Annotated in this window: 12 protein-coding genes; 11 read left to right on the top strand and 1 reads right to left on the bottom strand. The window is 35.8% G+C overall.

Features of this window, described 5'->3' with window-relative positions:
* Window positions 1-50: 50 nt before the first annotated feature.
* The 9 genes from JF259_RS11100 (at window position 51) to JF259_RS11060 (ending at window position 16620) form a co-directional block, all read left to right on the top strand.
* Window positions 51-3140 carry a SusC/RagA family TonB-linked outer membrane protein gene (locus JF259_RS11100; protein ID WP_199115399.1) on the top strand — a complete coding sequence of 1030 codons (3090 nt, stop codon included), beginning with the start codon at window positions 51-53 and terminating at the stop codon, window positions 3138-3140.
* 79 nt (window positions 3141-3219) lie between these two features.
* A complete protein-coding gene (locus JF259_RS11095; protein ID WP_199115398.1) occupies window positions 3220-4848 on the top strand; it encodes a RagB/SusD family nutrient uptake outer membrane protein in 1629 nt (542 codons plus the stop codon).
* 212 nt (window positions 4849-5060) lie between these two features.
* Window positions 5061-8204, top strand: coding sequence for a glycoside hydrolase family 2 TIM barrel-domain containing protein (locus JF259_RS11090; RefSeq protein ID WP_199115397.1), 3144 nt, complete (start codon window positions 5061-5063; stop codon window positions 8202-8204).
* A gap of 1 nt (window position 8205) precedes the next feature.
* Complete coding sequence (locus tag JF259_RS11085; protein WP_199115396.1) at window positions 8206-10560, top strand: alpha-amylase family protein; 2355 nt, start codon at window positions 8206-8208, stop codon at window positions 10558-10560.
* 88 nt (window positions 10561-10648) lie between these two features.
* Window positions 10649-12055 (top strand): glucuronate isomerase, encoded by a 1407-nt coding sequence (uxaC, locus tag JF259_RS11080; protein WP_199115395.1) that lies wholly within the window; start codon window positions 10649-10651, stop codon window positions 12053-12055.
* A 19-nt stretch (window positions 12056-12074) separates the two neighbouring features.
* Entirely contained in the window at window positions 12075-12842 is a 768-nt protein-coding gene (locus JF259_RS11075) for an SDR family NAD(P)-dependent oxidoreductase (RefSeq protein ID WP_199115394.1), read from the top strand.
* 23 nt (window positions 12843-12865) lie between these two features.
* Window positions 12866-14113, top strand: coding sequence for an Nramp family divalent metal transporter (locus tag JF259_RS11070; protein ID WP_199115393.1), 1248 nt, complete (start codon window positions 12866-12868; stop codon window positions 14111-14113).
* Between the two features lie 13 nt (window positions 14114-14126).
* Window positions 14127-15194, top strand: a complete 1068-nt coding sequence (locus JF259_RS11065; protein ID WP_199115392.1) for a mannonate dehydratase — start codon at window positions 14127-14129, stop codon at window positions 15192-15194.
* Between the two features lie 652 nt (window positions 15195-15846).
* The gene (locus JF259_RS11060) at window positions 15847-16620 is read left to right on the top strand and encodes an IclR family transcriptional regulator (protein WP_199115391.1); all 774 of its coding nucleotides are present in this window, start codon (window positions 15847-15849) and stop codon (window positions 16618-16620) included.
* A gap of 52 nt (window positions 16621-16672) precedes the next feature.
* Here JF259_RS11060 and JF259_RS11055 read toward each other — a convergent pair whose 3' ends face one another.
* On the bottom strand, window positions 16673-17203 hold the full coding sequence (locus JF259_RS11055; RefSeq protein ID WP_199115390.1) for a sigma-70 family RNA polymerase sigma factor: 531 nt from the start codon (window positions 17201-17203) through the stop codon (window positions 16673-16675).
* 314 nt (window positions 17204-17517) lie between these two features.
* Between JF259_RS11055 and JF259_RS11050 the strand changes: the two genes are divergently transcribed.
* Complete coding sequence (locus JF259_RS11050) at window positions 17518-18684, top strand: FecR family protein (RefSeq protein WP_199115389.1); 1167 nt, start codon at window positions 17518-17520, stop codon at window positions 18682-18684.
* Between the two features lie 126 nt (window positions 18685-18810).
* Window positions 18811-22161: a TonB-dependent receptor gene (locus JF259_RS11045; RefSeq protein ID WP_199115388.1), complete on the top strand. Its 3351-nt coding sequence runs from the start codon at window positions 18811-18813 to the stop codon at window positions 22159-22161.
* Window positions 22162-22164 lie beyond the last annotated feature (3 nt).

Raw genomic sequence — 22164 nt, 5'->3', positions numbered from 1 at the left:
ACATTGTCTTGAACAACTAAAAAACAATTAATAATCAAATTTATGGAATTATGAAAAAAACCTTTACTTTTTTATTCTTGATTTTGTCATGTTACTGGACCTTTGCACAAACCATGTCCGTAGATGTATCTGGTACAGTAGCTGATGAATCGGGTTTACCTCTTGCTGGGGTAAACATTTTGGAAAAAGGTACCTCTAATGGTACTCTTACAGATTTTGACGGAAACTATACAATTACGGTTAACCAAGGAAGCATTTTAGTATTTTCTTATGTTGGCATGAAAACTATAGAACAGGTAGTAGATGACCAAACAACGGTAGACACAATTATGCAAGAGGATACGGCTAAATTGGATGAAGTCGTGGTTATAGGATATGGAACTGCTACTCGAAAAGACATAACGGGTTCTATTGCCAGTATCAAGATTGAAGACTCGCCAATAGCATTACAACCAACTACAAATGTGTTGCAAACGCTACAAGGTACAGTTCCTGGTGTAAGTATTGGTGCGATAGCTAGTGCAGGAGGAACTCCAGGCTTACTTATACGGGGACAAAATTCCATTAGCGGAGGTAACGGACCTTTAATTGTATTGGATGGTGTTATTTTTGATGGAGGTTTAAATGAAGTTCCTAGTGACGATATTGCTTCAATAGATGTTTTAAAAGATGCCAGTTCGGCAGCTATTTATGGATCACGGGCAGCAAATGGAGTAATCCTTATCACTACTAAAAGGGGTAAGACAGGTAAACCTACAATTAATTTAAATCACTATGTTGGGGTACAAGAATGGAGCCGCATACCTGATATGATGTTGGGAGAAGAGTTTTTGGACTGGAGGGAATACAATTTAAGTCTTACAGGACAAGAAGATTTAAGTATTCAAAATATTTTGGACCCTAAAGAATATCAAGCTTATCAAAATGGCCAACAGTTAGAATGGTTTGATGAGATTTCCCAGTATGCGCCAATTCAAAATTATCAGTTAAGTGTATCAGGGAGTAACGATAAAACTAATTATTACCTGTCTGGTAGTTTTTTAGATCAAAAAGGGGTATTGGCTAACGATAGTTTTAAGAAACCCAGTGTTACAGCTAAGTTAGAAACAAAAATTGACGATTGGCTTAAAGTGGGGGCAAATATTTACTATAACTCTATGGATTTTACAGGTATTTCACCAGACATATATATAGCGACCTATTATACGCCTTATAGTAATAAATGGCTAGATGGCCGCGAAGGAGAAGTCTTGGATCGTTTTCCTACAAATAATTTTCTTTACAATCCATTTTGGGGTAATCCCAATTCAGGAGGTTCCGGTATGTATGATGATGATATGGATAAGCAATGGGGTATTAGAGGTACTGGATATGTGGAGGTGGATATTCCAAAGATTGAAGGTTTGACCTTCCGTTTCGACTACACAGGGCGAAGAAATGTATCGCGTTTGGCCCGATTTGCACATGAGTTCAAATTTGTTGACCCTGATGTTTCTGATCAATTGAATGATCCTTCGAGATTTTTAGGTAATGCTGGAGGTTTTCTTCGAACCAATACCTCTCAAGGATGGGTAATGAACAATTTATTGACTTATAAGAAAACATTTGGAGACCATAGGGTTGATGCGGTTTTGGGTTATACAAGAGACTACACAAGACAAGAAACGGTTCAGTTTAGTGGCTCAGATTTTGAGAGTGCAGGAAGTACGGTTTTAGGTTTTTACGGACTTGAATTAGCAAATCCAGAGAAAAAAAGTGGAGTATCTAACTACACCGATTTCTCAAACGTAGGCTATTTGGCAAGGTTAAATTATTCCTATAAAGGGCGTTATCACATAACAGGTAGTTATAGAAGGGATGGATATTCTGCCTTTGCTCCTGGATTTAAGTTTGGAAACTTTTCCGGGGCTTCCATTGCTTGGACTGCAAGTGAAGAATCTTTTATAAAGGATAACATAGCAGCAATTGACTTTTTAAAGTTTAGGATGTCCTATGGAGAGAATGGAAACCAAGCTATTTCACCCTATTCAACTTTAGCAAATGTAGGGAGTGGATCAACTGTTTTTGGTGCACAAACGTTCAACACTTCATTCCCTTCAAGTTTGGCCAATAAATCGTTAACATGGGAGACCACCAAATCCTTCAATTTTGGTGTAAACTTTTCGTTGTTCAATAATAGATTGTCTGGAGATATAGATATTTATAAAAGTGAAACAACAGATCAGCTACAAAACCTTCAGCTTCCTATTTTTACAGGCTTTGGCAGCGTAATAACAAATATTGGCCAGGTAGATAACAAAGGAGTTGAAGTATCTTTAAATACGATTAACATTCAGAATAGTGATTTTAAATGGGAAACAGGTATCGTATTCTCATTAAACAGAAACAAATTGGTTAGTCTAACAGGATTAGATGCCGATGGAGATGGTGTTGAAGATGACGATATTGGTAACAGATGGTTTATAGGTAAATCGTTAGGGGCAATTTACGATTATACCGTTGATGGCATCGTACAAACCGAAGACACAGATTATATCAATACGTTTGGCGTGTCTCCTGGAGACTTAAAAATTAGGGACATAGATGGTTTTGATGATGATGGAAACTTAACAGGTCAACCAGATGGACAAATAAATGGTGCCGATAGGTCTGTAATTGGCTATAGCGTACCAAACTATAGGGCCAATATATCAAACACCCTTACCTATAAAAACTTTCAACTATATTTTGATATTAATATCATAGCAGGTGGAGGCAAGGATAATTATTATCTAGCAGGCAATAGAACAGCATTTCTTCCTATCGTACCAACGGTTGGCAGATGGATAGCTGGGCGCGAATACTGGAGACCAGATCGTCAAAGTAATGTGGTGCCAAGACCCAATTATGGAAACCCATTTGGTTATGGTTTTTGGCAAGATAGGGCATTTGCAAGATTACAGAATATAACATTGTCCTATAAATTTAATTCTAAGTTAAAGGATTATTTAGGCGTTAAAGACCTTAAAATTTTCGCTACAGGAAAAAATTTATTTACAAAGACGGATTGGGTCGGTTTGGATCCTGAAAATGCAGGACAAGTTGGAGGTTCCAGTCCTGTTCTTAAAACCTTTACAGCAGGAATTAATCTAAGCTTTTAAAAGAATTTAATAAAGAAGATTAACGATTGTTTTTCTTGATAAAGAATAAAAAATAATATTAAATTATAAAATTTGATAAATGAAAAACTTAACATATAACAAAATCTGGATAGTGCTTATCGGATTTATATTAACACTATCGTGTTCCGATGAAGACTTTTTGAAAGAAGAGCGCCGTGATGGGCTTAATACAGAAAATGCGTTTAGAAATAAAGCACAATTTGAAACATTATTAGGGAATGTTTATAGACAGGTACGGGAGTTTTATAACTCTGGAGATGGAGATAGTGATGCTTGGATAAAAGGATTGGGTACAGATGTGTTTTTTTGGCCCAGGGGAGATGACAGGGTATATAACGATTGGGCTAAGCTTAATCCTTTTGAAGGATATTCCAGTAGATGGTTTAATTGGCAATATATAATTATTAGGGATGCCAATACAGCTATTGATGCTGCTCAAAAAGAAGATGTAATTTGGAATAGTGATGCAGAACGTGATGCCATTATAGCAGAAGGTCGCTTTCTTAGGGCTTTTGCATATAGAAATTTAGCAAATTTGTATGGAGGGGTGCCAATTATTGATGGTCCAGTAACAGAACCTAAGGTAGATTTTGTTAGGGCCACTCGAGAAGAAACATGGCAGTTTATAAAAGCTGATTTGGATTTTGCCCGTACATATTTGCCTTTGGAAGCCGAGTTTCCTGGTAAAGTAGTAAGAGCAGCAGCCGATCACCTGTTGGCAGAAGTGAACATATCATTAAAAAACTATGACGAAGCCATAGCTGCTGCCACACGAGTTATTGATGGTACCGATGGAGATTACCAACTTATGGATGGACGTTTTGGAGCTCGAGCAGATGAACCAAATAAAAATGTGTATTGGGATCTCTTTAGAATGGGAAACCAAAATAGAGAAGAAAGTGGCAATAAAGAAGGTATCTGGGTTGCACAAATGGAGTATAATGTTCCTGGTGGTACAATAAGATTTGGACGTCCTACAACAGAGCGTATGTTCCAAAATTTTCACTGGGGGTTCCAAAAAGCAGGTTATACGGGACCAGCACAAGATTCAACAGGTCGAGGGGTAGCATTTGTAAGAGGAGGTAATCATGCAAATTATACAATTTGGCGAGGTGCCGGAAACGATTTAAGAAATACAGAGGCAGCGATTAAACGTAAATTTTACTTTGCCGACGATGTAGCTCCATATAGTAAAGGAGATTTAATACCTAAATCTTTCTTAACAGTTGCCGAAGACTCAATGCTCCATATTTTTCCTAACTGGCAAAAGTTTGGAACAGATAAACACTTAGATGGAAGACCAGATAATGGCTATGTGCGCGACTTTTATGTGATGCGTTTATCCGAAACTTATTTGTTAAGGGCAGAGGCTTATTTAGGTAAAGGACAAAGCGATATGGCAGCAGACGATATTAATGCTATTCGTACAAGAGCACAAGCTCCTTTAGTTGATGCAGGTGATGTAGATATTGATTATATACTAGATGAAAGAATCCGTGAATTGTATGGTGAAGAATATAGAATGCTTACTTTGGGTAGATTAGGATTAATATATGATCGTACTAAACGTTTTGGGCATGAACCTGCACGAAACTCTATTCAAGAATTTAATAATCTCTTTCCAATACCTCAGTCTGCTATAGATAGAAATGGAGGAGCAGTTCTAGGGCAAAATCCCGGATATTAGTTTTGTTTGATTTAGTTTGTACATTTAGAAAAAGATGCTATTTAAGTAGTAAATGGCATCTTTTTTAAAATCAAAATAAAACAGAACTTGTTTAGCTTTAAAAGACCAGAATTGTTGTTTATGGTTTAATGCCCATGAATCTAAGGGTTTTTAATATAAAAACTCAAATAATAGAATTAAACTAATACCACATAGGTTAGGTTATAGATAACATGAAAAAATACAAGATCACATTCCTTTCTGTAATAGTTTGCTTGGTTATTACAGTCGACTCCTATACGCAGGAGAAAATGGATCATTTTGCCAAAATTGGTAATATGGTTTCGGGCACACGATTACATTTATTAGAGCAAAAGGTGCCAAAAGCTTTGCCCGAAGAATATTTACCTGTAGCAAATACCCCATCTGCGGCATTCAAGCCTATCCATAGTATGGATACGGCAGATGAGCTTAAGGAAGAGCTTTTAAAGTTCAGGAAGCAGTTTGTTCCTTTTATGGATAACAAAGCACCGGAATTAAAGACGACCAGAATAAAGATTCCTTTAACCGAATTTAGTTGGAGAGAAGAAACCAGTGAAGATGTCTCCAATTTCACGGAAACCCTAAAAGGTAAAGGACAATGGGAAAAAGTACAGATGCCCCATTTTGGCCCACCACGTGGTCGTGCAGTAACTTATTATTTTAAAACTTTTGTTCTGACCCAGGAAATGTTGGACAAAGGCAGCTTGTTTTCATGTTTCAGAGCCGTAGACTATAAAGCTTCTGTGTTTATAAATGGAGCTTTACAAGGAACGCACGAAGGCATGTTTGCCCCGTTCGAGTTCAATTTTACGAAACATGCTAAACTTGGAGAAAATACCATACTCGTTAAGGTAGAAAGCGATTATAATATGACAGGGAGTAATGACCTAAATGGCGTTAGGGTATATGGTGATAAAATCTTTACAGGAACAGGTGTAGGTTATGACGACCCTGAAACGGGATGGCACATTGCCGATGGTATGGGCATATATCAAGACTGTTACATTGAAGCTCGGGAAAACCTACACATAAACGATACATTTGTTCGTCCCCTATTGGAAAAGCAACAGGCCGAAATTTGGTTGGAGGTCAATAATTTTTATGAAGTTTACAAAGAAATAACAGCCAAAATAGCCGTTTTTGGACAAAATTTTAAAGCAACCGTTGTACCCGAGTTCGAATACAAACCTAGCACAAAATTCATTCAAGGCATTGGAGACTTAGATAAACCTAACGATGGTAAGCAAAAGTTTCTAAAAATGGGCTATGGAAAAAATTATTTAAAATTAACGGTAGATATCAAAGATCCTAAAATTTGGAACAACCAAACCCCTTGGCTGTATCAATTACAGGTAAAACTATTCGATGGAGATAAGCAATTAACAGATACCAAAAAGCAACAATTTGGTATGCGTTCATTTACTATGGATACCATAAGTGTCCCAAAAGGTACCATGTACTTAAATGGAAATAAAATCCGTTTACGGGGGGCAAATACCATGGGGTTTTTGCAAGTCGATGTAAAAAATAAAGATTGGAACCAGTTAATAGACGATATTTTACTGGCAAAGATTTGTAACATGAATTTTTTACGTTTAACACAGCGCCCGGTACAACCCGAAATTTATGAGTATTGCGATAAACTGGGCTTGATGACCCAAACAGACCTTCCTCTATTTGGAGGTGTACGTCCCAACAAATGGGCAGAGATAGTGAAGCAGGCAGGAGAAATGGAACGGTTGGTACGCAATCACCCAAGCAATATTATGATAACCTATATGAACGAGCGTTTTCCAAACGGAGAAGGATTTCCCCAACGCCAAATAGGAGATGCCGAAGGCTATATGAAACTATACAAAGCCTGCGATCAGGCCGTACTAATGGCAAACCCCGATAGGGTAATTAAATCAAGTGATGGCGATTACGATCCACCGTCGCCAGGACTGCCCGATAGCCATTGTTACAATGGTTGGTACAATGGACACGGATTGGGTCTGGGCGAACTGCACAAAGGCTATTGGCAATACATAAAAACCGGTTGGTTTTATGGTTGTGGCGAGTTTGGCGCAGAGGGACTGGATAATTACAGTGTCATGGAAAAATACTATCCAGCATCATGGCTTCCACAAAGCAAAGCCGAAGAAAAAACGTGGAACGCCAATTGGATTTCAAAAGCACAGACCCATCGTTTTCACTACATGTGGTTCAATACGCAGGACAATGTAAAGGATTGGATAGAAGCCAGCCAAACACACCAAGCATGGGCAACAAAACTAACCACCGAATCGTTTAGGCGTAATTCAGATATGGTTTCATTTGCCATTCATTTATTTATAGACGCTTGGCCGGCAGGCTGGATGAAAACTATAATGGATGTAGACAGACAGCCCAAAAAGGCATTTTTCACCTATAGAGATGCTCTAAAACCTTTAATGGCAAGCTTAAGAACGGACAGGTATCATTTTTATTCAGGTGAAGCATTAAAAGTTGAGGCTTGGTTGTGTAATGATTTAAATAAAATTCCAGAAAATTATACCTTAAAGTACCAACTGGAAAAAGGAAAGCGCATTGTATTTTCAAATAAAATAAATGCAAAATTTGCTGAAAATGCCTCACAGTTTCAAGGATATATAAATAGGAAACTACCAGAAGTAAACAAGAGGACTTCCTTTTTGTTAAGACTAGCATTGTTTGATGAAAACGGTAAAGGAATTAGTGAATCTACGGTAGATTTAGAAGTATTTCCAAATCAGGTAACATGGCCTGCAAGCGTTTATGCCACCAAAGCAGAACAAAACATAGCATTGCCATTATTGGACGAATTAAAAGTAAATCCTAAAAAAGATTACACCAGTGCCAATACGATTATTATAGATCATTTTGGTTGGTACCTACAGCATAAGGACGAAATCGATGATTTGGTGCATAATGGTAAGAAAGTCGTTTTTATGGAGCTGGAACAAGGCGATTATTCCATAGCAAAAAGCCATATAAAAATAGAAAACACGGCAATGGGAAGCTATTATTTCGTGTCGCCCCAAACAGACCATCCTATGGTTAAGGACAATAAACCCAATGATTTTAAATTTTGGTATGACGAATCCAAAGATTTAGTATCGCCATTTCTAAGTACCATAATGCTTTTAAATAAAGATTGGAACCCCATTCTTTTAAGTGGTAATACGAATTGGATAGGAGATAAAGGAGGAGCATTTGCCGTTGCCGAAATGAATTACGGTAAAGGGACATTTACAGTTTGCCAATTACAGTTAAACCATAGGCTAAGTACTAACCCTGTGGCTAAAACTTTTGTGGAAAGATTATTAAAACAATAGTATGGGTGCTAAAAAAAAATATTCCATTATAAGGATAATAGGTATGGTATCTGTGTTGCTTCTATTCACTTGCAAAAAGGAAACCAACCCAGCATCTGCGGTTTTAGAAACTAATTCCCCTGGAATTGTCCATTCTGAAATTGATGGGGACAAAATCATTCTAAAGAATAAAGCTATCGAAGCTGTTTGGAGCAAGGCAAACAGTACTATAGAACTTGAAAAAGTAGCCAATAACTATGATGGTACCGAAGTCAATTTAAAAAATATTACCCTTTTTAATATTGAATTGGAAAATGGTGAAAATTTCAGTAATAAAGATTTTAAACTTCAAGAACCTTTGAGTTTAATAACCTTGAAACCTACAGATAGTTTACCAAACAAGGCCTTGTCTTTTTCAGGAAAGGAAATTTCGGGAAATCTCATTTCGAGGGACGACAATATTGCAATCCAATGGGCTGCCCAATTAAGGGAAGGAGCCAATTACATCAAGCAAAATATAAAGATAGAAGCAATCCATACGGCGGTAAAGATTAAGAAAATAACTTTCTTTGACGGCACACTCCAGGGCGCATGGTATGATGGGTCGGTTTTGGGATCGCCCATAATATATAAGAACTTCTATTTTGGAATGGAACACCCCATAGCCCAAAGCAAAGCCTTGTTGGTTAGAACCATAGGCGATGTTGGTGTGCCTCAAGTCGATATATCTAATATAATAGATGGTGCTGGAGCCTATGTGGTTTCCTATGAACATGCAGGTGGTCCAGACCAGTTCAATATCAATTCTATAGCCCTTCTTGAAAACGGTGAAATAGTAACCGAGGACAAGCATATATTAAATGGCATTGGAGGAAGCAGCCTTTATAAATTGGAGTTGCAATCCTATACAAAAGATGCCAAATATGAGATGAAGGCCAGTATAGATCAACCAGAAAATGCTTCAGGCACCTTTCATATCTATAAGAAGATCCCAAATATTTTAAACTTTTATGTAAATCGGGAAGACGAGTTAAAGCCTTCTGAAAATATTTCTGAATGGGCTGTAATTGGCATATTTCCTGAAAATCAAAAAAGGAGATTTTTTAGTGACTATATAAAAAAGGAAAGGGCCAGACCCTACAAACAGTTCTTGCATTATAACTGTTGGTGGGACATTACCGATGATGGCGCGTCCAGTTTTACTTCGGAGCAGCTTACGGAACGCATGCATGCCTGGAACGAAAAATTTATAAAACCCTTTAACATAAAACTGGATGCATTTGTTTTTGATGATGGTTGGGACGATTTGGACAACGTATGGTATTTCGACCCTATAAAGTTTCCAAACGGATTTGAGAGTCAGGCCAAGCTTTGCAAAGAATACAATTCGGGAATTGGGGTTTGGATGTCGCCATTTGGAGGCTATTTAGAAAACAAGGACAGAAGGGTGGCATCTGCAAAAAGGGAAGGCCTGGAAACAAATGATAAAGGTTTAAGCCTTGCCGGTAAAAATTATTACAATCGTTTTTTGGAACGGGCAACCGATATGTTGGCCAATTACAAAGTCAACTACTTTAAATTTGATGGCTTTGGAGGTTCAGAACCAAAATACCTTCCAGATATGGAAGCTGGGGTAAAACTCATTTCCAATTTAAGAAAAACAAATCCAGATGTCTATGTCAATATTACCGTAGGCACATGGCCTTCGCCCTTTTGGCTCAAATATGCCGATTGTATATGGCGGGGAGCGGGTGACTTACATCAAGCCGGCGTGGGCAGTACCACGCAAAAAATGATGACCTATAGAGATGGGACACTACATAATAATATTGTAAACAGGGCGCCTCTTTATCCTCTCAATTCAATAATGACAGTTGGTATAGCCTACGCCAATTTAGGACACCCCTCAAGATATGTTAATGATAACCTGGACGATTTTAAGGATATGGTATATTCCTCCTTTGCAGCCGGATCTAGCTTGCAGGAATTATATATAAGTTACAATAAAATGAAACCTGAGTTTTGGGCCGTAGTCGCAGAGGGGGCTAAATGGGCAAAAGCCAACGAAACCATTTTGGAAGACACGCATTGGATTGGTGGAAGTCCCATTAATTTAGAAACATATGGCTTTGCTTCATGGACTCAGGAAAAAGGGATTATTTCCCTTAGAAACCCCAGTGATAAAAAAGTAAAATTCACATTAAACCTAGCAGAAGTCTTTGAACTTCCAAAAGAAGCACATTCCAATTTTGAGTTTAAAAGCCTTTGGAATGAAGACAAGGAAAAAGAAAGTATCATTATAAATACCAATGAAACCAAAGAAATTGAATTAGAGCCCTTTGAAGTACGCATTTTGGAGGGCTATTTAATGGAATAATGAAAAGTAATTATTTATAAAGAATTTAAGCACAAGGTGTTGGTAAGGACCAGATCCTTTCAAGAAATTTGGAATAAAGTATAGATAAATGAAAAATCCAATTGTACATGAGAATTTCCTGTTGCAAACCAAAACGGCACAAAATCTATACCATGAGTATGCATCCAAAATGCCTGTTATTGATTATCACTGCCACATAGAAGCTCAAGAAATTGCTGAAAACAGAATTTTTGAAAATCTCACTCAAATATGGTTAGAAGGCGATCACTACAAATGGCGAGCCATGCGTGCAAATGGCATTTCAGAAGAATACATTACTGGAAAGGCAACAGACTGGGAAAAATTCCAAAAATGGGCAGAAACTGTTCCCTATACTATGCGAAATCCTTTGTACCATTGGACACATTTAGAACTGAAAAAGCCATTTGGAATTGACGACATTCTAAATAAAAATACGGCTGAGGGTATTTATAATACTGCATCTCAAAAACTAAGTAGCGGAGAGCTGTCTGTTGAAAATATTTTGAAAAGTTTTAATGTTCAAAAGGTTTGCACAACAAATGATCCAATAGATTCATTAAAGTGGCATCAGCACATTGTACAGAGCAAAATGGAATTGCAAGTATCTATGGCGTGGCGTCCAGACAAAGCAATGGATGTAAGAGAACCAAAAGAGTTTAACAGCTATATAGAACGTTTAGAAGAAATTAGTTCAAATTCTATTAGTTCGTATCCCGATTATTTAGAGGCACTTAAGTCTCGACATAATTATTTTCATGAAAGAGGTTGCAGGCTTGCAGATCATGGATTGGAATTTCCCTTTCCAATTGAAGCCTATACCGAAAAAGAGCTTTCAACAATATTTTTAAAAATCCGATTGGGGAAAGAATTGACATCCGAAGATCAGAAAAAATTTATGAGTGCCCTCTTGTATGAATTTGCCATTTGGAATTATGAAAAAGGATGGGTACAACAATACCATATAGGAGCCTTTCGAGATGTAAACAAAAGAGGGGTAAGCAATGTAGGACAAGGATGTGGTTACGACTCCATTTCAGATTTTCCTTATGCCGTTTCTATGGGAGAGTTTTTCAACCGATTGGAAGAAAAAGAAAAGTTGACCAAAACAATTGTTTATAATCTCAATCCTAAGGATAACGAAATGGTGGCTACTATGATGGGTAATTTTCAGGACGGATCGGTGCCAGGTAAGATGCAGTATGGAGCTGGATGGTGGTTCTTGGACCAAAAAGATGGAATTGAGAAGCATATAAATACCCTATCCAATCAGGGGCTATTAAGTCGGTTTGTTGGTATGCTTACAGATTCCCGCAGTTTTTTGTCTTACTCAAGACACGACTATTTTAGAAGAATATTATGTAATATAATAGGCAATGATGTTAAAAACGGTGAACTTCCAAACGATATTGAATTTCTGGGGCGTATGGTTCAGGATATTTCTTATAATAATGCCAATGAATATTTCGATTTTTAGCAATACAATTTAAACTATAATGAATAAAATAGAAAACATAGTCGATTTAACTGATAGGGTTGCCTTGATAACCGGAGGTGGTTCAGGCATAGGTCTTGGAATTGCAAAACAGTTTATAGCCCTAGGAGCTAAGGTCGTTATCACCGGACGTGACCAAAAGAAATTAGAGGAGGCAAAGACAATATTGGGGGCAAATTGTTTTTACTTTACTAACGACGTTACCAAAAAGGAAGAACATGAAAATCTGGTACAGTCCATAGAGGAAAAAATTGGCGCTATCCAAATTCTGGTAAACAATGCGGGGCGCCACTCCAAAAAACCATCTTTGGAAGCTACCGATGGGGAATTTCAAGAAATAATGGATACCAATGTAAATAGTGTTTTTGTCCTTACAAGAACGGTGCTTAAGTATATGATTACCAGAAAAAAAGGTTCTGTAATCAACATAAGTTCCATGACCGCACTTTATGGGATTCCATTAGTTGTTGCTTACAGTAGTTCTAAAACGGCCCTTCTTGGAATGACTAGAACATTGGCTTCAGAGTATTCGCATACAGGGGTGCGGTTCAATGCCATAGCACCCGGTTTTATAGAATCAAAAATGTTTCGTAATGCCATGGCACAAGATCCAGAGCGTGAAAGGAAAATCCTTTCCAGAACTCCCGCCCAACGTTTTGGTTCGCCTTCAGATATTGCAAAAGCTGCAGCGTTTCTCGCTTCCGATGCTTCAGAATTTATAACTGGTATATGCTTGCCAGTAGATGGTGGAAACTCGATTGGGTTTTAATAAATTATTTTAAAAGGTAAGCAATGTCAAAATTAAAAAAACTGATAGCCAGTATATTACCTGGGATTTTCCTGATTGGATACAATGTAGGTACAGGAAGTGTTACCTCTATGTCCAAGGCAGGAGCTAATTTTGGCTTAGACCTCTTATGGACCGTGCTTATTAGTTGTTTAATAACCTATTACCTTATTGTGTTGTTTAGTAAATATACTATGGTTACGGGAGAAACCATTATTCAAGGAATAAAAACACACATTCACCCTGGCATAACCATCATTTTAATAGCAGCACTATCCATAATTATATTTAGTGCTTTAATGGGTTTGGTTGGTGTTTTGGCAGATGTGTTGACGGTTTGGTCTACTGGTATATTGGATATTGGTATAACACCTTTAGTGTGGGCAATAATTATAGCTATAAGCATTTATATACTACTGTGGATAGGGGACTATGTTTTTTTTGAAAAAGTACTGGCGGTATTCGTAGCCATTATGGGTACGGCATTCATAGCTACAATGTTCATCAATTTCCCGTCTGTGGAAGAATTGGCTAAAGGTTTAATGCCCTCACTCCCAGAAACCGCTGAAGGAAGCGAAAACAGTCCTTTAATTATTATATCGGGAATGGTAGGAACGACAGTTTCGGTATTTGCATTTATTATCCGTTCACAAATAGTAAAAGAAGTAGGTTGGAAAATAGAAGATGACAAAATACAGAAGCGGGATGCCTTGGTGAGCGCCTCCATGATGTTTTTTATAAGTGCAGCAGTCATGATAACGGCAGCTACAACATTACACGTACAAGGATTAACTATGAACAATGTAGCAGAAATGGTACCTTTACTGGAACCCATTGCAGGGAAAGAAGCATTGAGTGTGTTTGTTATAGGTATTGTTGCTGCAGGTTTATCATCTCATTTGCCAAATTTATTGGTAATTCCGTGGTTAATTATAGATTATAAAAATGAAGAAAGAAAGACACAAACAAAAAAATACAGAATTATTTTGTTTTTCTTATCCGTTATAAGTGTTTTTGGTGTTGTTTTTGGCTTTAAGCCTGTGTTTGTGCTAATATTGTCTCAGGCATGTATTGTAATAATACTTCCAATTACCATAGCCTGTATATTTTATCTCACCTCTAAAAAAGTATTGATGGGTAACCATGTAAATCGCATTTATGACTATGTTTTATTGAGCATAATTTTATTGTTCTCAGTTTATGTAAGTACATTGGGAATTAAAGGATTAATTACAGATTTGTCAACAATATAAAAGTTAGTAATAAATGAAATTAGGATTTGGATTATATAAGCACATGCTTAATGATACCCATTACCGTTTTGCTAGACAATGTGGGGCAACACATATAATTATACATCTTGTAGATTATTTTGGTCATGAAAAAAACAATAAAGAAAATGCAAATCAACCCATTGGTGAAAAAGAAGGATGGGGTAAGGCAGGTGATGGAAAACTATGGAGTTTAGAGTATTTATTGAAAATAAAAAGAGAAATTAATAGTTATGGTTTAGAATTGGAAGGGATTGAAAATTTTGATCCTGCCATGTGGTATGATGTTTTATTAGATGGTCCTAAAAAAGAAGCTCAAATAGAGCTTATAAAAGAACAAATTAGAATTGTTGGACAAGCTGGGATTCCAGTTTTTGGATATAATTTTTCGTTAGCAGGAGTTTCAAGTAGAACTGTAGGGGCTTATGCAAGAGGCGGCGCTATTTCTGTTGGAATGGAAGGAAAAGTTGATGAAACCCCAATACCAAAAGGAATGGTTTGGAACATGGTATATGATGAAAATGCCATAGAAGGCATAGTTCCAAAAATTACTCATGAAGAGTTATGGAGTCGTTTACAATACTTTTTAAAAAATATTATTCCAGTAGCAGAAGAAGCTGGGGTTAAAATGGCAGCCCATCCAGACGATCCTCCAATGCCATATGTTAGAAATACACCTAGATTGGTTTATCAGCCCCAACTATATCAGAAGCTTATTGATATGGAATCAAGCAAAAGCAACCAACTTGAGTTTTGTTTAGGTTCCATTGCAGAAATGACTGATGGCGATGTATACGAAGCTACCGAAAAGTATAGCAGTCAAAATAAAATAGCCTATATCCACTTTAGAAACGTTGTAGGTAAGGTGCCTAACTATAAAGAAGTATTTGTAGATGAAGGTGATATTGATATGGTGCAAATTATAAGAATTCTTAAAAAGAACAATTTTAAAGGTGTACTGATTCCCGATCATACGCCACAGATGTCTTGTGACGGTTCTTGGTATGCTGGTATGGCTTATGCAATGGGATATATGAAAGCAGCCCTGGTCATCGTAAATTAATATTTGACTACTATTTCAACTGAGTACTAAATTTATTTAATCGCAGTTTTAGTGGTGTAGCTACTTTTTTTCTACTTGATTACTATGTCCTATACATTTATTTTAAGGATGATTTTGTTGGTTGTTTGCTCAATAAATCTTCAGTATTATTCAGAAAAATTTAGTTCATTTTTAATCAGCATTAATGCTTCAAATTCAATGCGTCCTCTAAAATAATAATGCTAAGCACCAATAAAAACAGTACATTACACATTTAAATAAACATATAGAGCACTGGGATGATAAAGTATATTGTCATTTAATGAAAACAGTTTCTCTTTTTCATTATCAGAAAGCTTATTTTCTCCGCAGACAAAGTTATTTGTTTATCCTCTTTATAGGCAATTTTTAAATGATTGGAAAATATTGTCTGTGGTTTTGTAACCTTATCCAAATAGCGATGTTTTAAAATTAAATTTGTTTATTCTTGGTTAATAAAAGTGTTTTAATTACATTGACAATTGATCGTTAATTTCATAGCTAGAATTTGTTAAAAACTTTAATTTATTACATTTTTATATTTTTGATATATTCTGAATAAAATCTTCTTAATTTTAAAGTTTTTATTAAAAATATTGTTTTCTAATTGTCCCTTAATTTTTAATTATTCATAATGACCAAATATAATTCTCCAGCTTTAGACAAGGGGTTAGATATCATCGAATATCTTTCTGAACAGGCTATAGACCAATCGCAAACCGAAATAGCTTTAGGAGTTAATAAGAAACAGAACGAAATTTATCGAATGTTGGTGTGTTTGGAGGAAAGAGGATATATAGTAAAAAATCAAGTTTCCGGGAAATACAAACTGTCGTTAAAATTGTATTATTTGGCACATAGACACCCTCCTTTATATTCGTTAAGAATTGCGGCATTATATCCAATGCAGAAATTGGCGGCTTTTACAAGGCAATCATGCCATATATCTATTCTAAACCACGGTGAATTTTTGATCATTTCACAATGTTCTGGCCCTGGTCCAGTTTCACTTTCTGTTGAAGTAGGTAGTAAATTTCCTTTATATGGATCGACTTCAGGATATATTATATTATCTCAATTAAGTAAGGAAGAACAATTGCAATATTTAAAAAGGGATTCAAGATTTGTTGATTTAACAGAAAAAGAGAAATCCCTTTACTTTGAAGAAATAGATTTAATTAAAGAAAAAGGCTATCTTATAAATGAAAGTCAAAATGCTAAAGGGGTTATCGATATTGGAGTGCCAATCTATATTCCCGAAATAAATGTTAATGCTGTGTTAGCTGTAACAATACTTTCAGGGCAATTACTAGAACTTCTTGATTCAGATAAAATCATTAATAAATTATTTGAAGCTGTAGCAAATATTTATAAAAATTTAGGGATTAACAATCTACAAAAAGAGTAAGTTTTAAGATTAATAACGGAACAACAATTAATTATTACTTGCCATCGAGGAGTTATAAGTTGTAAAGCGCTAATATAAAAAGAGCTTTGGAGTAATTATAATTTTCTTTAAAAAATGTATATGCCCTTTTTATTTGGGTCTTCACTGTGTTTATTGATATTGAGTTGTCTTCAGCTATATCAGAATATTTTTGTCCATGGATAATAGATGAAATAAGAATTTTCCGTCTCTTTTCAGGGAGTTTATCAAGAAGGTCAAGAATTTTGGAATTAAAACTTGGAATCTGAAAATCTTCATGCCTTTTTACTTTGGCTACCTTCAGTTGTTCTATTATAAGTTTTTCTTTTTTAGATTTCTCAAGATGAGTTACGCTTAGGTTTTTTATGGCTTTTGTAGAATAAGCTTTAAAAGAGGTGTTTAAAACAAACAAGTCTTTTCGGTTCCATAGATGTAAAAAGAACTCTTGCACTATATCTTTTGCGATATCCTTGTCCTTAACAATTTTAAAGGACAGAACTGTAAGGTAAGTGTGGTTCTCCTTAAAGTAGCGTTCTATCATCAAATATTTATTGGAATCGGACATCTTATTTTATAGAAATTATTTAAGCGTCATTTTGTAATAACATAATTATTAATTTTTTTCAAATAAGTAGGTAAAGAAAATCCCTTTAGGAATTTTCAAATATAAAATAAAAATTTAAATATAATAGCAGGTTGATGCTTTCATATAAATAAAATGTCTAGAATGTTCTTTAACATTATTGTAAAAAAAAACATTAAACCTGTCACCCTTTTTTTAAAAAATTACAACTATATATGTATAAACGTTAAATCGATCTGAAGATCTAAATACTTAATGGCAAAGTAAAAGATTTAGGATTACAGAAAGTTGAACCAATGCATATTGATGTAATTAAAGTCTTGTTGGAGTCGTATAATAATACGAAGAAAATTAATCGCGAGTTATTCCAAAGTTTGTCTGTCGAAGAGCAAAGCTTAATAAATGCCCTTGTTCAGGAACATTTGGTAAAAGATGCTCTAGATTGTTTGAACTCGATAGATAAGGAAGAAGAATGGGATAAATTTAGAAGCAAAATTATCTTAAAGAAGAAGAATAGAGATATCATTAAGGTATCGTTGAAGTATGCGGTCGTTTTTGTTGGATTGTTTTTGTCTGTTTATTTCCTTTCCGATAATTTTTCAAATGAAATACAAGAAGAACCCCATATTCAAGAAATAGTTTTTGAGCCGGTTGACAATAATTCGGTTAAACTGATTTCATCTCAAGGTGTAAGTGTTATTGATCAAGAAGAAAATAAGGAGTTCATTTCTTCTCAGGGAAGCGTTTTGAGTGTACAAGAGAAAAATAAGTTAAGTTATAACGTCAATTCTGAAATCAATGGATTGGTTTATAATGAATTGTATGTTCCTTTTGGTAACAAGATTTTTAATTTGGAATTGTCTGATGGCACACTAATTTATTTGAATGCAGGGACAAGGTTGAAATACCCCGTAAGGTTTTTATCAGGCCATAAGCGGGAAGTTCAAATTTTGGAAGGAGAGGCTTTTTTTAAAGTAGCTAAAGATAAAGAGCATCCCTTTGTGGTTTCTTCCAATAATATGGAAGTTCAGGTCTTGGGAACCGAATTTAATATGTCTTCTTACCCTGAAGATGATGAAGAACATACTGTTCTGGTTGAAGGTAAAGTTCAATTATCTTATAAAAATACTGAAAGCAAAAGCTTTACCTTGACCCCAGGTTACAAAGGTTCATGGAATAAACAGGAAGGTCTGGCTACTAAAAGTTCCGTAGATGTAGATATATATACATCATGGATTAAGGGCGACCTGATTTTTAGGGATACACCATTTATAAATATGGTGAAAAAATTAGAAAGACGATATAATGTTTCAATAGAGGTAAATAATGAGCTGCTAAAAGATAAACGCTTTAATGCATCTTTCAATGTAGAGTTAGAAAGTATTGAGGTAATACTATCTGCAATAAGTAAGATATACCCTTTTTCGCTGGAAAAAGTAGATAACAAAATTGTAATTAATTAAAATATACGCCTATGAATTAAAAAAAAGTACATTAAAAGCAAGAAAAAACGAAAAGTGGATTCAGCACTTTCCGTTTTTATAAAGTGAATTAAACAACTGACTAATTATTCAATCCAAAACAAAATTATGAAAAAAAAACTCATAACTAGGGGATGTATGCGTTTGCTCCCCAAAATTGATTTAAAAATGAAATTAACGACTTTACTTTTGATAATTTCACTATTTAAAGTTGAAGCAAATACCTACTCTCAAGTTACTAAGATATCAGTAGAACTTGAAAATGTAAGTTTAGAAAACGTCTTTAAAGAAATAGAATCTGTTTCTGAATTTCGTTTTGTGTATGAGTCGAATTCGGTAGACTTGGATCGCTTGGTCACATTAAACTTTAAAAATAAAAAAATAGCTCATATTTTAGGTTCCTTATTTAAGGATACAGATATTAATTATGAGCTATATGATAGATTGATTTTATTAACAAAAAAAGTAGTTAATAATGTCGAGTCTAAGGAAAATGTAATTCAATATCAGATAACTGGAACTGTTACAGATGTAGGAGGTGTTCCTTTACCAGGAGCGACCATACTTGAGAAAGGAACCAATAATGGAACCCAATCAGATTTTGACGGTAAGTTTGCTATTGAAGTTTCAAACAGTGATGCAACTTTGGTAATATCCTATATTGGTTTTGCAACCCAAGAGGTTTCAGTTAGTGGAGAAACAAACATATCTGTTGTTCTTCAGGAAGATACAACTGGACTTGACGAAGTTGTAGTTGTAGGTTACGGTACACAACGAAAAAGGGAATTATCAACTTCGGTTTCCCAAGTAGATGGAGAAGACCTAACTCAAGCCCCTATTTCAACGTTAACAAATACCCTTACTGGACGAGTGCCAGGTCTGGTAATCAACCAACGTTCGGCAGAACCAGGCCGAGAAAGTTCTGAAATTCTTATTCGAGGTAATGCAACTTTTGGTAGTAATGCAGCGTTAATTGTAATTGACGGTGTGGCAGATGCCGATGGGTTAGATAGATTGAATCCTAATGAAATTGAGAGTGTATCTATACTTAAAGATGCATCGGCGGCAATTTATGGAGCTCGGTCTGCAAATGGTGTAATCTTAGTAACAACTAAACGGGGAACTACAGGTAAACCTCAATTTAATTTTTCTACTAATCTAGGGTTCGCAAGACCAATAGGTGTGCCTAATTTTGCAGACGGCTTACAGTATGCGACCTATTTAAATAGATTAAACTGGCGTAATTCTGGATGGGATCCAAACTATACTAGGGAATTCTCGGATGCCGAAATCGCGGATATTACAAGTGGTGCAATGAAACAATACGATTGGGCAGATGTGGCTTATAAGGATTTTGCCAGTCAAACTGATAATAACTTATCTGTAAGAGGAGGTACCGAAAATGTAAAATATTTTGTTTCTGCAAGGTATTTCCAACAGGGTTCCGCTTACAGAAATGACGATATTGGAGAAAATAAGCAGTATAATTTGAGATCTAACCTAGATATTAAAGCAAGTGATAGATTGGATTTTGGTGTAGACTTATCTATGAGGCAGCAAGATGTGCGTCAAAACTGGTATGGTTTTTCTGGAGCCATTCAAACCGCTGGATTAACGGAGCCATTTTTCCCTTTTTATATAAATGATGACCCGAGGTATCCAGCAGGAGGTAGATTGGGGCAGAGTACCATTGCCACATTAAAAGGTGGGTCATTCAATGATAATGAGCGTAGAAATTTAAGTGCTAGAATTAAATTTAATTATAAAATACCCGGAGTGGAAGGTTTATCCATAGCTGGTTTTGGATCGGCAGTTGTTGCTACAGATTTAGCAAAAAGTTGGGTGCAACCATGGGAATGGTATCAAGAAAACCCGGATTCTACTGGTGAGCCAATTAAAGTGACTCAAGGTTTTTTGAGATTAGATCAAAGATACAATAGAAATAAGTTGTATACAGTTAATTTTAGTACAAATTATGCCAGAACCATTGCAGAGCATCATAATATTGATCTTTTGGCACAGGTTGAGCATATAACAGGTAGAACCGATTGGTTTTCTGCAGGGAATGACGATTATTTATCGGCAGCGTCACCGTATTTAAGTTCTGGAGGGCCTTCAAGAACAGCTTCCTATGCTGCTGGACAAGCTTCGGAATCTGCGCGAATTGGATATTCAGGTAGAGCAAAGTATGGTTTTAAGGATAAATATTTTGCAGAATTTGTGTTTAGATATGAGGGGTCTCAAAATTTTGCAGATGGTCAACGTTTTGGATTTTTCCCAGGAGTTTCTGGGGCATGGATGGTTTCTGAAGAGGCTTTTTTAAAGAACAGTAAAACTATAAGTAGTTTGAAATTAAAAGCATCTTGGGCAGAATTAGGAAATGATAGGATATCCGCTTTTAATTATCTAGCCACATTCGGAAGCGGTAACAGTACTGTCGTTAATGGAGTAACGGTGCCAGGTATAAGAGAGAGTGGATCTGTTAATCCAGATGTTACTTGGGAAGTAACCGCTACAACTAATTTTGGAGTCGAAGCCTCTTTATTTAATAACAAGCTTTTTTTGGAAGCAGCTGTGTTTAAAATGAATACTAGGGATATTTTGGCACAACCTAACCTTACATTGCCTAATTTTACTGGAATCGACCCTCCAAATCTAAATATTGGAACTATGGAAAATAAGGGGTATGAGTTGGAGCTTAATTACAGAAGTAATATTGGGGAGTTAGAGTTTTCAATTGGAGGAAATGTGGCATACTCTGAAAATAAGATCACTAATTTCGATGAACCGCCTTTTGATGAAGAGTACCAAAATTTAACAGGAAAACCTTTTGGGTCTACCCTTCGCTATCATGCTATAGGAATATTTAGAACCCAAGCCGATTTAGATAATAACCCTACACGTCCAGGGGACCGCTTGGGTAGTATTATGGTGGAAGATACGAATGGTGATGGTGAAATTACTGGAGCAGACAGACAACGCATTAGGTCGGTGCAAAACCCTAATTTCTTTTATGGTATTACGGGACAACTAAATTATAAGAATTTCGACATGAACATGTTGTGGCAGGGAGCAACAGGAGGTTATAAGCCTTATAGAACTATTTTTAGTAGAGGAAATAATGGTTTCGCTTCTTATGCAAATAATACATGGGATCCTAATAATATAGATGCACCTTGGCCGGCGCCTACTGAAGGAATAAATGGAGATACAGACTTTTTTCTTTTTAGAACCAATTACCTGCGTTTAAAAACCTTAGAATTGGGCTATACCTTACCAGAATCGGCCATTAAATCCATCGGGATTAATAATGCAAGAATATATATAAGTGGTTACAACTTGATTACAATTGACAAAAATGCGAACCTTGGGTTTTCAGATCCGGAGTCGACAAATGATCTTACATGGGATTTTCCAAATACCCAGACGTTTAATCTTGGCTTAAATGTAACATTCTAAAAA

The organism is Snuella sedimenti (assembly GCF_016428595.1).
In the GTDB taxonomy this organism is placed as follows: Bacteria; Bacteroidota; Bacteroidia; order Flavobacteriales; family Flavobacteriaceae; genus Snuella; species Snuella sedimenti.
The sequence above is the reverse complement of the archived record's forward strand: the minus strand, read 5'-3'. Positions and strand labels throughout refer to the sequence as shown.